Source organism: Aureimonas ureilytica DSM 18598 = NBRC 106430 (assembly GCF_000382705.1).
GTDB lineage: Bacteria > Pseudomonadota > Alphaproteobacteria > Rhizobiales > Rhizobiaceae > Aureimonas > Aureimonas ureilytica.
In genome coordinates this window covers 92,525-105,982 of sequence record NZ_ARQE01000006.1, presented here as the reverse complement: position 1 = coordinate 105,982, position 13,458 = coordinate 92,525, and the positions used below count along the sequence as shown (strand labels likewise).

General features: G+C 68.9%; 10 protein-coding genes. All 10 read right to left on the bottom strand.

The window, feature by feature from the left end:
* Nucleotides 1-10: 10 nt before the first annotated feature.
* The 10 genes from B146_RS0114120 to B146_RS26150 all read right to left on the bottom strand — a co-directional run bounded on the left by B146_RS0114120 (nt 11) and on the right by B146_RS26150 (nt 13,450).
* A complete protein-coding gene (locus B146_RS0114120; RefSeq protein WP_019997101.1) occupies nt 11-781 on the bottom strand; it encodes an adenine nucleotide alpha hydrolase family protein in 771 nt (256 codons plus the stop codon).
* On the bottom strand, nt 778-1,941 hold the full coding sequence (locus tag B146_RS0114115) for an electron transfer flavoprotein subunit alpha/FixB family protein (protein ID WP_019997100.1): 1,164 nt from the start codon (nt 1,939-1,941) through the stop codon (nt 778-780). Before B146_RS0114115 ends, B146_RS0114120 begins: the two co-directional genes overlap by 4 nt.
* Nucleotides 1,941-3,863, bottom strand: coding sequence for a (Fe-S)-binding protein (locus tag B146_RS0114110; RefSeq protein WP_019997099.1), 1,923 nt, complete (start codon nt 3,861-3,863; stop codon nt 1,941-1,943). The genes B146_RS0114115 and B146_RS0114110 overlap by 1 nt, the downstream gene beginning before the upstream one ends.
* A gap of 43 nt (nt 3,864-3,906) precedes the next feature.
* Complete coding sequence (locus B146_RS0114105) at nt 3,907-5,949, bottom strand: NADH:flavin oxidoreductase (protein ID WP_019997098.1); 2,043 nt, start codon at nt 5,947-5,949, stop codon at nt 3,907-3,909.
* On the bottom strand, nt 5,946-6,956 hold the full coding sequence (locus B146_RS0114100) for a GlxA family transcriptional regulator (RefSeq protein ID WP_019997097.1): 1,011 nt from the start codon (nt 6,954-6,956) through the stop codon (nt 5,946-5,948). Before B146_RS0114100 ends, B146_RS0114105 begins: the two co-directional genes overlap by 4 nt.
* Nucleotides 6,957-6,960: 4 nt before the next feature.
* Complete coding sequence (locus B146_RS0114095; protein WP_040408626.1) at nt 6,961-8,064, bottom strand: FAD-binding oxidoreductase; 1,104 nt, start codon at nt 8,062-8,064, stop codon at nt 6,961-6,963.
* Nucleotides 8,065-8,074: 10 nt separating this feature from the next.
* Nucleotides 8,075-9,349, bottom strand: a complete 1,275-nt coding sequence (locus B146_RS0114090; protein ID WP_019997095.1) for an aromatic ring-hydroxylating oxygenase subunit alpha — start codon at nt 9,347-9,349, stop codon at nt 8,075-8,077.
* A gap of 222 nt (nt 9,350-9,571) precedes the next feature.
* Entirely contained in the window at nt 9,572-10,144 is a 573-nt protein-coding gene (locus B146_RS0114085; protein ID WP_026358605.1) for a sarcosine oxidase subunit gamma, read from the bottom strand.
* Nucleotides 10,137-13,112 (bottom strand): sarcosine oxidase subunit alpha family protein, encoded by a 2,976-nt coding sequence (locus tag B146_RS0114080; RefSeq protein WP_019997093.1) that lies wholly within the window; start codon nt 13,110-13,112, stop codon nt 10,137-10,139. Before B146_RS0114080 ends, B146_RS0114085 begins: the two co-directional genes overlap by 8 nt.
* Nucleotides 13,109-13,450 carry a sarcosine oxidase subunit delta gene (locus B146_RS26150; protein WP_019997092.1) on the bottom strand — a complete coding sequence of 114 codons (342 nt, stop codon included), beginning with the start codon at nt 13,448-13,450 and terminating at the stop codon, nt 13,109-13,111. The genes B146_RS0114080 and B146_RS26150 overlap by 4 nt, the downstream gene beginning before the upstream one ends.
* Between the last annotated feature and the right edge of the window lie 8 nt (nt 13,451-13,458).

The following is a 13,458-nucleotide window of genomic DNA, read 5'->3' as shown; positions in this document are numbered from 1 at the left end:
CCGCTTCGGCTTAAAGGGCGGACCGGCCGCCCGGCACCGCGCCGATGGCCCGCAGATGAGCGAGAATCGCACGGGCCGCCGTTTCCGGGTCGGGATCGACGAGAAGCTGACCGCCCTTGGCGCTCGCGCTTTCCGTCGCGGCGCGAAGCCGATCCGCCGCGCTGCCGCCGGCCGCGCCCGGCTTGACCTTGGCGCGCTGGCGCATCGCGCGCTCCTGCGGGCGCTCGGACGCCGCTTCGCTCGCCACGCCGTCCCGCACGTCGATCGCGCCGCGTCGCTCCTGCGCGAAGGCATAGGGCCGGGGCGGCGGGGCGGCGGGGTGGATCGTCGCGACCAGAGGACTGGTTTCGCGCAGGCGAAGTCGCTCGCCCTTGGGAAGCGCGCAGGCGAGGTCGAACCCGTCCGCATCGGCGCGAAGGTTCAGGACGTCGGCAAGGATCGGCCAGCCCAAGGCTTCGGCGAGGCGATAGGGGACGAGGCCCGTTTCGTCGCCGCCGACCGAGCGAGGGCCGGCGAAAACGAGATCGGGGCGAAACTCGGCAAGCGCTTCCGCGAGCGCCGGAACGGGATCGCTGCCTTCGGGGACGCGAAGATGAACAAGACGCGGCAGACCGTGCCCCAGCGCGGCACGCGGCGCCTCGAGGCTCGGGCCGGCGTGGAAGCCGACGACCTCGCCGCCGAGCGACAAGGCGAGCGCCACGGCTTGCGCTTCGGTGCGTGCCAGAGCCGGCTGCCCGGACGTGGGATGCAGGCTGGCGGAGAGGAGAACGGCGATCCTCATGCGTCCTCCTTCAAGAGCCGAAGCAAGGCTTCCATCACCGGATGGGCGTCCGCGACGATGGCGAGTTCGGCGCGTTCCACCATCGCGGCGTGAAGATCGGTGTTGACGGCGAGAACATGCTCGCAACCGGCGATGCCCTGGAGATGCTGCGGCGCGCCGGCGATGCCGAGCGCCAGATAGCAGTCGGCGGCGAGCACCGTTCCCGATGCGCCGACCTGCGCCGCGCGGGGCATGTCGCCGCTGTCGCAGACGACGCGGCTCGCGCCCGGCGTGCCGCCGAGCGCAGCGGCCACGGCGCGGAACAGGTCGAAGTCGCGGATGCCGTTGCCGGCAGAGACGACGAAATCCGTGTCCATGAGGGAGAGCGAGCCGCGCTCGGGCTTCACGCGCTCCACCTGCCGCGACGGCGGGGCGAGGTCGAGAGCGATCGCCTTGGCTCCGCGCGGTGCGTCGGCGCGCTGCGGCACCATGTCGGGGATGAGCGTGATCACGCTCGCAAGGTCGGCGCGCTCCTGGTCCACCTTGCGGCCGCGAACGGCGCGGACCATGCCGCGCGCGCCGATCTGCTCGACGCCGGGAAAGAAGGACAGGCCGAACCGCGCTGCGAGACGCCGCGCGAGATCGCCACCAGCGGCTGTTTCCGGCAGGACGAGATGCGGCAATGCGAGGGCGCGGTGAAGGGTGGTGACGGCGTCGAAGCGATCCGCCGGATGCAGTGTGTCGGGTAGGAGCACGACGCGGTCCGCCCCCGCTTCGCCCGCGTCCTCCACCGCGCGGTCGATGGCGAGAACGACGCCGCCTTCCTTGCCGACGGCCAGTCGCGCGGCGGCGAGGAGTTGGCGATCGAGGGCGGTGAGCCCGCCCTTGCCGGGATCGGCGATCACGAGAGCGCGGAGCGCCGTATCCGGGACCGCGACGATCGCCGCAACCGGCTTTGCGGTGGGTGACGATGCGGCGGGCGCGATCGAGCTCGCCGCGCCGTGCTGGAGCCGGTCGAGGCGCAGGCGCGGCTGATGCCGAACCACCTGCGCCGCCATCTCGCCGCGTGGGTCGCGCCGGGGTCGGCCGCTGCGCACGGCGAGATCGAAGCGGGGGCGCCCGTCGCCATGCGTGACGAGATGGGAGGCGCGCTCCGTGCGTGGGTCGCGGCGCGGGCGCATCAGGCGGGCTCCCCGATCCGGGCCGGCTTCACGGCGTCGGCGGGCGCGGTGTCGAGCGCGCGCAGAACGAGTTCCGCGACGTCGAACACATCCGGCCTGTCGCCCACGACGCCTTCCAGCATGGCCGTGCATTGCGGGCAGGCGACCGCGACGAGTTCGGCTTTCGTGTCCTTGGCCTGCGCCATGCGAAGGTCGGGGATGCGCTGTTCGCCCGCGATGTCGGTCACCGGCGCGCCGCCCCCGCCGCCACAGCACATGGAGCGTTTGCGCGAGCGCTCCATTTCGCGCCGTTCCAGGCCGAGCCGGTCGAGGAGCCGACGCGGCGCGTCGAACTCGCCATTGTAACGTCCGAGATAGCAGGGGTCGTGATAGGTCACGGGCGTCGGCCCGAGCGCGCGGAGGGCCAAGCGCCTGGCTTCCACCAGCTCGTCCAGATAGGCCGTGTGGTGGACGACGTCGAATTGGCCGCCAAAGGCCGGATATTCATTGCGCAGCACATGAAGGGAATGGGGGTCGGCGGTGACGATGCGCTGGAAGCGATAGCGTTTCAGCGTTTCGACGTTCAGCCGCGCCAGCCGCTGGAAGCTCGCTTCGTCGCCGAGCCGGCGGGCGAGATCGCCGCAATCGCGCTCTTCCTCGCCGAGAACCGCGAAATCGACCTTCGCCGCCTGGAGAAGCTGCACCAGCGCCCGGAGTGTTCGGCCGGTGCGCATGTCGAAGGCGTTGGTCCCGAGCCAGAGCAGCACGTCCGCTTCGCCCTTGCGCGCCATGAGCGGCACGTCGAGGCCGCCCGCGAAGTCGGCGCGTGCGCCGAGCGGGGCACCGCCGGGCTCGTCCGCGCCGCGAATGTCGGCGAGAACCAGTTCGGCCTTTTCGGGAACCGCGCCAAGCTCCAAGGTCTGGAACCGCCGGAGATCGACGATCGCATCGACATGCTCGATCATCATCGGGCATTCCTCGACGCAGGCGCGGCAGGTCGTGCAGCTCCACAGCGTGTCGGGATGAACCATCGCGTCCGCGCCGATGATGGCCTGACCGAACCCGCTGACGCCGGCCACCGGCCGGGCCTGCGGATAGTCGCTGCCGGCATAGGACGGGTTGCCGCCCGGTGTCATGGACGCGGCGAGATCCTGGATCAGGCGCTTCGGGTTGAGCGGCTGGCCCGCTGCGAAAGCCGGGCAGGCGGCTTCGCAGCGCCCGCACTGGATGCAGGCGTCGAAACCCAGAAGCCGGTTCCAGGAGAAATCCGCAGGCGCCTCCACGCCGAGCTTCGGGGCATCGAGATCGAGCGGGCGAAGCGCCGTTTCGCGCTGGCCCTCGAACCGGCCGGACCGCGGATGGGCGGCGAGATGCAAGGCGCCCGTCAGCGCATGGCGCATCGGCCCCTTCCCGGTCTGCCAGGCGAGGCCGAGCCCGCCGAAGGCGGCGATGATCAGACCGAGCGCGAAAACGGCCGAGGGCAGCGCGAGCGCGAGCGAACCCGCCGCGAGTGCTCCGCCGAACGCATAGGCGAGCAGAAGCACGGGAAGCACCTGAAACGCGCCGCCCGACAGGCGTTTCGGCCGTTGCGGCACGCGCCGCGCGCCGACCGCCAGCGCGCCGCCGAGCATCGACAGAAACAGGATCGCGACGAGACCCCAGAAGAGGCGGGACGCACCGAGCGGCGGCACGAAACCGATCAGCGCCAGCGCGGTGGCCCCGATCAGACCGCCCGCCACCGCCGCATGCATCCGCGCGGCATAGGGATCGCGCGCGACGACATGGTGCACGTCTACCAGATAGCGACGCGGCACGGCGGCGAGGCCTCGCGCCCAATCCACCGGCGCGGCGCGGCCCGCCCGCCAGAGCGCCACGCGGGGCGCGAAACGGGTGGCCGCCAGCGCGATCATCGCGAGAACGAGAAGCGGAAGAGCGAAGCTCATGCGAGGCTCCTCCGGCTGCGGGGGCGAAGCGCGCCGCCCATCGTTACAGATCCTTGCAGAGACGAAGGGCGTCGTAGAGCGCGGCGTGGATGTTGCGCCCGGCGACGGCGTCGCCGAGCCGGAAAAGCTGGAACCCGTCGCCACTCTTGGGCTGCGGCCGACCTTCGACGAGGGCGTCCTGATCGATCTGCCCGCGATTGGCGGATTGCGCCTTCAGGTCGAAATAGAGCCCGTCCACCGGCAGCGTGCCGTAATCCACCACGACCCGGTCCACCACGCGCTCTTCCTCGGCGTCGGTATGCGTGTTGCGCAGCGCGGCGACCAGCCGGTTGCCTTCGGGATAGACCTCGATCAGCTCCATGTTCGGCGTCATCATGACGCCCAGCTTGTAGAGTTCGCGAATGTGGATCGGCTGGTTGGTGGTGCCGATCTCCTCGCCGATCATCCGGTCATGCGTCGCGATCTCCACGAGACAGCCGCGCTTGGCCATGAACTCGGCGGTGGAGGCGGCGTTGTGCTGCCCTTGCTCGTCGTAGAGGAGGATGGAGCCTGTCGGCTCGACCTTGCCGTTCAAGACGTCCCAGGTCGAGATCACGTGTTCCGCCGCGCCCTTGGCATGGCCGAGATTGGGAAGGCCGCCCGTCGCGACGATCACCACATCGGGTTTTTCCGCGAGGATTGCGGCCTCTGTCGCCTCGGCGCCGAGCCGGACATCGACGCCGAGCTTCGTCACCTGCGAGCGCAGCCAGCGCGGAATGCCCGACAGCGCCTCGCGCCACGTGCCCTTGGCGGCGACGTTGATCTGGCCGCCGAGCTGCGCCTGCTTCTCGAAGAGAACGACGCGATGGCCGCGCTCGGCCGAAACGCGCGCCGCTTCCAGCCCGGCCGGACCGCCGCCGACGACGACGACGGTCTTGCCCGGCGCGTCCGATTTCGGAATGACATGGGGCATCCTCGCTTCGCGGCCCGTCGCCGCGTTCTGCAGGCAGAGCGCGTCGCCGCCGACATAGATGCGGTCGATGCAGTAGCCCGCGCCCACGCATTGGCGGATGTCGTCGGCGCGGCCTTCCTGCAGCTTCTTCACGAGATGCGGATCGGCGATATGGGCGCGCGTCATGGCGACCATGTCGACATGGCCTTCGTGAACGGCGCGCGCGGCGGTGGCGAGGTCGGTCACGCGCTGGGCGTGGAACACCGGCACGTCCACTTCGCGCTTCACCGCGCTCGGCAGGAACAGGAAGGGCGCGACCGGAAAGCTCATGTTCGGCAGCGACACGGCATGGGCGATGTGGTCGCGCGCCTGACCGCCCATGACGTTGAGAAAGTCCACGAGCCCGCGCCGGGAATATTCCGTTGCGATGGTCATGAGATCTTCCTGGCTGAGCCCGTCCGCGACCATCTCGTCGCCGGACATGCGCATGCCGATCAGGAAGTCCTCCCCGGCCGCCTCGCGCATGGCTTCCAACACTTCGATGCCGAAGCGCATCCGGTTTTCGAGGGAGCCGCCATATTCGTCGGTCCGCTGGTTGACCGAGGGAGACCAGAACTGGTCCACGAGATGGCCATGCGCGGCTGATATCTCGCAGCCGTCGAGCCGGCCTTCGCGGGCGCGGCGCGCGGCTTCGGCGAAGCTGCGCACGACGCGCTGGATGTCTTCCTTCTCCATTTCCTTGGGAACGGAGCGGGAGGCCGGCTCCCGCCGCACCGAGGGCGCGATGGTCGGCATCCAGTTGTCGGTGTTGTCCTTCGTTCGCCGACCCATGTGCGTGACCTGGATCATCAGCTTCGCGCCGTGGCGATGGATGCGGTCGGCAAAGCTCTGGAAATACGGGACGACGCTGTCGTCGGTCAGCGAAATCTGCGCCCAAGGGGTGGCCGGACTGTCGATCGCGACGGAGGACGAGCCGCCGAACATGGTAAGGCCGATGCCGCCCTTGGCCTTTTCCTCGTGATAAAGCTGGTACCGCTCCTGCGGCTTGCCGTCCTGCCCGTAGCCCGGCGCATGGCTCGTGGACATGACGCGGTTTCGGAAGGTCACGCCCCGGATCGTCAGGGGTTTCAGCAGGGCTTCGGCATGAGCGATCATGGCACGGACTCCGCGAGCGGAACGGACGGGGAAGGAGACAGGCGGCCGACGCCGCGCTCGGTGCGCGGGGCATGACCGAAACGCCGCCGATAGGCGGCCGAGAAATGCGCCGAGGACACGAAGCCCGAGGCGACGCCGACCGCCGTCACGGCAAGATCGGACTGGCGCAGGAGCTCGCGTGCATGGTCGAGCCGCAGCGCCATCGAAAATTCTGCCGGGCCGAGGCCCGTGTGGTGCCGGAACAGGCGTTCCAGCTGGCGCGGCGACAGGCCGACCCGCGCGGCGACGGCCGCGACCGTCAGCGGCGCGCCGATCGTCTTGGCCATCAAGGCGCCGGCCTGTTCCAGGGCGGGATGGCGCAGGCCCTTGGAGCGGATCGGCGCGTGCTGCGGCTCGGCCCCGCCGCGCAGGCGATCCAGCACGAACTGTTCGGACATGCGCTCGGCGACGGGCCGCCCGAGCTTGGCCTCGATAAAGGCGCCCATCATGTCGAAGGGCGCGGAGCCGCCCGAACAGGTGAAGCGGTCGCGGTCGATCACGAAGAGATCGTCGACGAAATCGACGTTCTCGAACTCCTCCCGGATCGCGCCGAGATTTTCCCAATGGATGGCGCAGCGATAGCCATCGAGCAGTCCGGCGTCGGCCAGCGCGAAACTGCCGGTGCAGAGCGCGCCGAGCGGCACCCCGCGCCGGGCGAGGCGACGCAGCTCCTCCAGCGTGCGCCGGTCCACGGCATGGCGAACGTCGATGCCGCCGCACACGAAGACGGCGTCGAGGGGGCCGGCCTCGGCAAGCGGGACGGTCGGCCCGAGGGCGAGCCCGCCCGAGGCCTTGGCCGGCGTGCCGTCGAGCGTCAGCACCTGCCAGGAATAGACGTCGCGCCGGGCGACATAATTCGCCATGCGGCAGGCTTCGATGGCGGCCGAAACGGCGATCAGCGAATAGTTGGAAAGGGTGAGGAAGCCGAAGCGGGTGAGGCTGGCAAGCGGGGGTGCGCCGGCGCCCATGGCGTCACCGCTCGATCACGACGTCGGAGCGGGGCTGGGCGCAGCAGATGAGGATCTGGCCGGCGTCGATCTCGCGCTGCCGGATGCCGCCCTGGTGGTTCATCTCGACGTCACCAGACACTTTCTTGGACTTGCAGGTGCCACACAGTCCCTTGGTGCAGGAGGAGGGTAGGCGCAGGCCCGCGCGCCGCGCGGCCTCGAGGATCGGCATGTCCTCCGGGCATTCCACCACGCGCTTGGTCTTGGCGAATTCGATGCGGAAGGTGCGCGCGGCGGGCGCCATCTCGTCGGTCGCGGTCTGCACCTCGGCCTGCGCGCCGGCCGACAGGTCCTCGAAGTTGAAGCTTTCCTCGTGATACCGGCTCATGTCGAGCCCGGCCTCCTTGAGGATCGCGCGCACCGCCGACATGAAGGGCACGGGGCCGCAGACGAAGACCTCGCGCTCGCGGAAATCCGGCGCGGCGGCTTCCAGCATGCCGAGCGTAAGGCGGCCGCGAAAGCCGGTCCAGCCATGGCCGGGCGCGTCCGCCTCGCAGATATGGGCGACGCGGATCGAGCGGTTGCGTCGGCTCATCACGGCCAGTTCGTCCTCGAACACGATGTCGGCCGGCGTACGCGCGGCGTGGAGGAACACGACGTTGCGGATTTCCGCCAGATCGTAGGCCGAGCGGGTCATGGACATCATCGGCGTGACGCCGCTGCCGCCCGAAACCAGGAGATACTTGCCCGTCGCCGAGCCATGGCGCGCCCAGGAGAACTCGCCCATCGGGCCGGTGGCCTTGAGGCTCATGCCCGGCTTGAAATGATCGTGCAGCCAGTTCGACACCGGGCCGTTCGGCACGCGCTTCACGGTGATGGCGCAGGTGTCGGGGCGGGTCGGCGAGGCGGAGATCGTGTAGCAGCGATAGATGGTCTCGCCGTCGATCTCGAATTCGAAGGTCAGGAACTGGCCGGGATCGAAGACGAATTGCCGACGGGTGCGCGGCGCGAAGACGAAGGTCTTCACGTCGGCGGTTTCCTCGCGCACGGCGCGGCAGACGAGAACGTCGTCCTCTTCCGGGTCCCAATGGTGGAAGCCGGTCGGCTGGGGAGCGTTGGGCGTGTCCATGGCGCGGCCCTCAGCCTTCCGGGGCGGACGGGTCGAAATGCGCGCGCATTCGCCCGACATACCAGTTGCAGAACTTCTCCACGAGCATCTCGGTGTGCGGCGAATAGGGGCCGGGCTCGTAGGCGGCGGTGCGCGCGCCCTTCTGGCAGAAGCCGACGAGCTCGGAATCCTGCGCGTTCGTGGCCATCCAGACGCTGATGAGATTTTCGAGGTCGTAATCCACGCCCTCCACCGCGTCCTTATGGACCAGCCATTTCGTGCGCAGGAGCGAGTGCTCGGCGTCGATCGGGATCACCGAGAAGGTGACGGCGTGATCGCCCATGAAATGGTGCCAGGAATTGGGCTGGGTCCAGAAATGCAGGCCGCCCATCCGGGCGCTCGGAAACTGGCCCATGGGAATGCGGCAGGCCGCCTTGGTGTCCATCGTGTGGGACTCGCCGTCACCGTCGAGCGGCAGGCGCTCAGTGCGATAGCCCGTCACCATGTCGTCCAGATGCTCCAGCATCCGGCTCGGAATGCCCGCCTTTTCCCAGTCGGCATGGCTGTTGTCGACGAGGCAGCCGTAGCGCTCGGCCTGGGCGCGCTCGGCTTCGTCCAGCTCTTCCGGCGCGAAGCCGAAGCCGTAGGCGAAGAGCGGCACGGTCAGTTCGGGATGGTTCGCCCCGCAATGGTAGCACTCGCGGTTGTTCTCCATCGTCAGCTTCCAGTTGCCCGGCTCGATCAGATCGTGCTGGTAGGCGACCTTGCTGTTTCGGATGTCGTGCGGCGCGAGATAGGGACCCATCGCGGCGGCCATCTCGTCGAAATCGGCCGGCGGCTCGTCCGCGAGGCAGATGAAGATCAGGCCTTCGAGCGAACGGATATGGACGGGCTTCAAGCCATGGCACTTGCGGTCGAAACCTTCGCCCATGTGCTCGGCATGAATCAGCGCGCCGGAGAGATCGTAGGTCCAGGAATGGTAGCGGCAGACGAGATTGCCGACGGTCGTCTTCTCGTCGTGAACGAGGCGCGCGCCGCGGTGGCGGCAGACATTGTGGAAGGCGCGGACCTGCATGTCGTCGTCGCGCACGATCAGGATCGCGTTCGCGCCGATATCCACCGTCATCGCGTCGCCCGGCTCGGGTACATCCGGCTCGACGCCGACGAAGAGCCAGGTCTGCTCGAAGATCGCCTCCAGATCGGCGGCGAAGATCTCGGGGCTGGTGTAGAACGGGGCTTCCAGCGTGTAGCCGGGCCGGCGTCGGCGAATCAGCGAAAGCAGCGGCGGAGCGGTGCGGTCCAGCATTGACGGTTCCCCAGGAACGGGTGGCGACGTCGATCAGTCTGGAACCATTCCGAAGCAGCGACTTCCATATTCGCGACAGAAACTGTCAAAAACGCGACATGACCGAACTTAGTCGCGGCGCCGATTTTTTGTGCAATGCGAAGGGGTTAGGGGTTGGTATGGCGCAAATGCGAAGCGGCGCCGGCCGCTGGGCCGACGCCGCTTTGGAACGTGTCCGAGCGGTCACCCGTGCTGGCGGGCGGCCTCGATCAGATAGCCCAGCGTGTACCCCACAAACGAGCGCCAGACGTCGATCTGAAAGCTCTCATGGCCGGTTCGTTGCAGGATGATCTCGGTCTTGCCGAGAACCGTGCGCGTCGCCATGCCGACCGGAAAGGCGCGCCGATCGAGATCGAGCGGGCAGCCGCTCGCCAGGACGCTTTCGGCCGCACGACCCGACAGCGTGAAGCCGAGCGAGCGATGGCTGACCTCGACCAGCGAATGGGCGACGCCGCTCAATCCGGCTTCCAGCTCTTCACCGAGCCTCGTCGCCTCGTCATAGGGCGCAACGAGCAACCATTCGTCGGGCCCGAGCCACAGCGCGCGCCGCTCGCCCTGCTCGTTGAAACGGCAGGCCTCGCGCGGCAGGGCGACGCCGAAGCGCTCGCCGAGGCTCGCAATGCCCGCCTCGTCGCGCAGGCGCAGCGCGAAGCGGGCGCGAGAGCCGATCGCTTCGATGCGGACGGGGGAGTTCGCCGAGCCGAAGGGCAGGGTGATGGGCCGAGGACCGGGGGAGATCGCGACAGCGTCAAGCATCGAGGCGCTCATTGGCTTTGTCGTGGAACACGGGATCGACGATCACGGCGGGAATGCGCCCGCCGGGCATGGGAATGTCCACCGTCTCGCCGATCCGGGCGCGCCCGTTGCGAACGAGGGCGAGCGCGATCGAGCGGCCGAGCGTTTCGGAGCGATAGGACGAGGTGACATGGCCGAGCGCGGGGATGGTCGCGGCCGCACCGGCATTGGGCACGTGGTCGACGACCTGCGCGCCTTCTTCCAGGATGGTCCCCGGCTCGCTTGTCAGAAGGCCGACCATCTGCTTGCGATCTTTCGCCGAGAGTGCGGGCCGGGCGAGCGAGCGCATGCCGACGAAGTCGTGCTTCTTCTTGGCGACGGCCCAGCCGAGGCCGACATCGTCCGGCACCGCCGTTCCGTCGGTTTCCTGGCCGACGATGATATAGCCCTTCTCGGCGCGCTGGACGTGCATCGTTTCCGTGCCGTAGGGCGTGATGCCGAAAGGCTGGCCGGCCGCGAAGACGGCCTCCCAGACGCGCCGGCCTTCGCTTGCCGGCACGTTGATCTCGAAGCCGAGTTCGCCGGTGAAGGAGACGCGCCACAGGCGCATCGGCGCCCCCGCGATCCGCCCCGCGCGCCAGGTCATGTGCGGCATGGCGTCCTTGGAGAGATCGACCCCTTCCACCAGGGGTTCGATGACGCGGCGGGCATCCGGCCCCTGCACGGCGATCGTCGCCCATTCCTCGGTGGTCGAAGTCAGCCAGACGTCGAGATCGGGGAATTCGGTCTGGAGATAGTCCTCCATGTGGTTGAGGACGCGCGGCGCGCCGCCGGTCGTGGTGGTCAGGTGGAAGCGGTCTTCGGCGATGCGCGCGACGACGCCGTCATCCATGACGAACCCGTCCTCGCGCAGCATGACGCCATAGCGCAGGCTGCCGACCGCCAGCTTCTTGAACGGGTTGGTGTAGAGCCGGTCCACGAATTCCGCCGCGTCCGGCCCCACGACTTCGATCTTGCCGAGCGTCGACGCGTCGAAAATGCCGACGCCGGAGCGCACCGCGCGGCATTCGCGCGCGACCGCCGCGTGCAGATCCTCGCCGGGCTTCGGGAAGAAATGCGCGCGCTTCCAGATGCCGACATCCTCGAAATGCGCGCCGTTCTCGACGGCCCATTCGTGAATCGGCGTGGTGCGCACCGGGTCGAACAAAGGCCCGCGCGCGATGCCGGCGAAATTGCCGAAGGTCGTCGGCGAGTAGGGCGGACGGAAAGTGGTGAGGCCGATCGCGGTTTCCGGCCGCTTCAGCTCCTGCGAGACGATGGCGAGCGCGTTGATGTTGGACAGGCGGCCCTGGTCGGTCGCCATGCCGGTCGTGGTGTAGCGCTTCACATGCTCGATGGAGCGGAAGCCCTCCTGCGTCGCAAGCCGCACGTCCTTGGCGGTCACGTCGTTCTGGAAGTCCACGAAGGCCTTCACCTTGCGCGGATCGCGATTGTGGAACGTCGCGCCCCGGAACGCGGCATGACCGACCGGCTCTTCCTCGACCTGATAGGGGGTCGCATCGCCACTGCCACCCGCCGCGTGCCCGTCCGCCAGCGCGCCGGCAAGGTCGAACACGCCCCGGCAGGCGCCCACCGAGCACTCGTTCTCGACGGATTCGGCCGGCACATAGGCTTCCACCGCCTCGTCCCAGCGCATCTTGCCGCGCGACTGGGAGAAGAGCGAGATGGTCGGCGTGAAGCCGCCGGACATGAGAAGGCAGTCGCACTCCACCGTCTCGCCCTGCGTCCAGCCCCTGCGGGCGAGCGTCGCGGAGCGGATGCGCAGGCGGCCCGACGTCGCGGACACCGAGGTGCCCGGATAGATGGGAATGCCCGCCGCGCGCGCCTTCTCGACATAGGGCCCGTTCGGCGCGTCGCGCAGATCCGCGATCGCGGCGATCTCGACACCGAGGGCCTTCAGGTCGAGCGCGGCGCGATAGGCGCTGTCGCCCGCCGTGAACACCACGGCGCGGAGGCCCGGAAGCGCGCCGTAGCGCAGCGCGTAGAGGCGCGCGGCTTCCGCCATGAGAATGCCCGGGCGGTCGTTGTCGGGGAAGACGAGGGGGCGCTCGATCGAGCCGGTGGCAAACACGATCCGCCCGGCGCGCACCTGCCACATCCGCTCGCGCGGGAGATGGGCGGCCGGCACGGAGAGATGCTCGGTGACGCGCTCGGTGAGGCCGACGAGATTGTGCGGGTAGAAGCCGAAAGCCGTCGTGCGCGGCAGGAGCGTCACGTTCGGCCGGGCACGCAGCTTGTGCAGCATGTGCATGGCAAAGAGCGGCGGCGTGTGGCCGTCGATCGCGGCGCCCGTCTCGTGCAGGAGCCAGCCGCCCATCTCGCTCTGCTCGTCGCAGAGGATCACGCGCTGCGAGGCATCTTCCGAGGCGGCGAGGGCGGCGGCGAGGCCGGCCGGGCCGGCACCGACCACCAGCACCTCGCAATGGGCGAAACGCTGGGCGTAATGGTCTGGGTCGGGCAGGGTCGGCGCATTGCCGAGGCCCGCCGCGCGACGGATGAAGGGCTCGTAGAGCTTCTCCCAGGCCGAGCGCGGCCACATGAAGGTCTTGTAGTAGAAGCCGGCCGATAGGAACTTGCCCATCACGTCGTTCACGGCGCCGACGTCGTAGTTGAGCGAGGGCCAGCGGTTCTGGCTTTCCGCCGAGAGGCCGGAATAAAGCTCGACCTGCGTGGCGCGAAGGTTCGGGGCGACGCGGGCCGCGTCCCGTTTCACGGTGACGAGCGCGTTCGGCTCTTCCGAGCCGGCGGTCACGATGCCGCGCGGGCGGTGATATTTGAACGAGCGGCCGAGAAGATGAACGCCGTTGGCGATCAGGGCGGAGGCCAGCGTGTCGCCCTCGTAGCCGCGATAGGTCTCGCCGTCGAAAGTAAAGGGAACGGCGACCGAGCGGTCGATCCGCCCGCCGGAGGAGGTGCGGAAGCGGTTCATCGGGCGACCTCCCCGGACCAGGTGCCGACATTGTCGCCGCTGAGCGCGGGCTGATGCGCTTCCGCGCCGTCCGGCCTCGGCTCGCCGACCTTGTAGGTCGCGGTGAAGAAGTCGGTCCGCGTGTCGCGCAGCGCGTTGAAGAAGCGCGCGCAGCCATGAATGTGGCGCCAGCGCTCGGCATGGAGGCCGCGCGGATTGGCGCGGGTGTAGAGGAACTCGCCCCATGCCTCGGCGCCGACGTCGGACGGCGTCTCGGCGCGCACGACATGGGCTTCGCCGGCATAGCGGAATTCAAGTTCGGGGCGGGGGCCGCAATAGGGGCAGGTAATCAGAAGCATCGGGTCGG

Excerpts from the sequence above, each read along its gene's own strand:
- B146_RS0114120 (WP_019997101.1), bottom strand. The coding sequence starts at position 781 with ATGAGGATCGCCGTTCTCCTCTCCGCCAGCCTGCATCCCACGTCCGGG.
- B146_RS0114115 (WP_019997100.1), bottom strand. The coding sequence starts at position 1,941 with ATGCGCCCGCGCCGCGACCCACGCACGGAGCGCGCCTCCCATCTCGTC.
- B146_RS0114110 (WP_019997099.1), bottom strand. The coding sequence starts at position 3,863 with ATGAGCTTCGCTCTTCCGCTTCTCGTTCTCGCGATGATCGCGCTGGCG.
- B146_RS0114105 (WP_019997098.1), bottom strand. The coding sequence starts at position 5,949 with ATGATCGCTCATGCCGAAGCCCTGCTGAAACCCCTGACGATCCGGGGC.
- B146_RS0114100 (WP_019997097.1), bottom strand. The coding sequence starts at position 6,956 with ATGGGCGCCGGCGCACCCCCGCTTGCCAGCCTCACCCGCTTCGGCTTC.
- B146_RS0114095 (WP_040408626.1), bottom strand. The coding sequence starts at position 8,064 with ATGGACACGCCCAACGCTCCCCAGCCGACCGGCTTCCACCATTGGGAC.
- B146_RS0114090 (WP_019997095.1), bottom strand. The coding sequence starts at position 9,349 with ATGCTGGACCGCACCGCTCCGCCGCTGCTTTCGCTGATTCGCCGACGC.
- B146_RS0114085 (WP_026358605.1), bottom strand. The coding sequence starts at position 10,144 with ATGCTTGACGCTGTCGCGATCTCCCCCGGTCCTCGGCCCATCACCCTG.
- B146_RS0114080 (WP_019997093.1), bottom strand. The coding sequence starts at position 13,112 with ATGAACCGCTTCCGCACCTCCTCCGGCGGGCGGATCGACCGCTCGGTC.
- B146_RS26150 (WP_019997092.1), bottom strand. The coding sequence starts at position 13,450 with ATGCTTCTGATTACCTGCCCCTATTGCGGCCCCCGCCCCGAACTTGAA.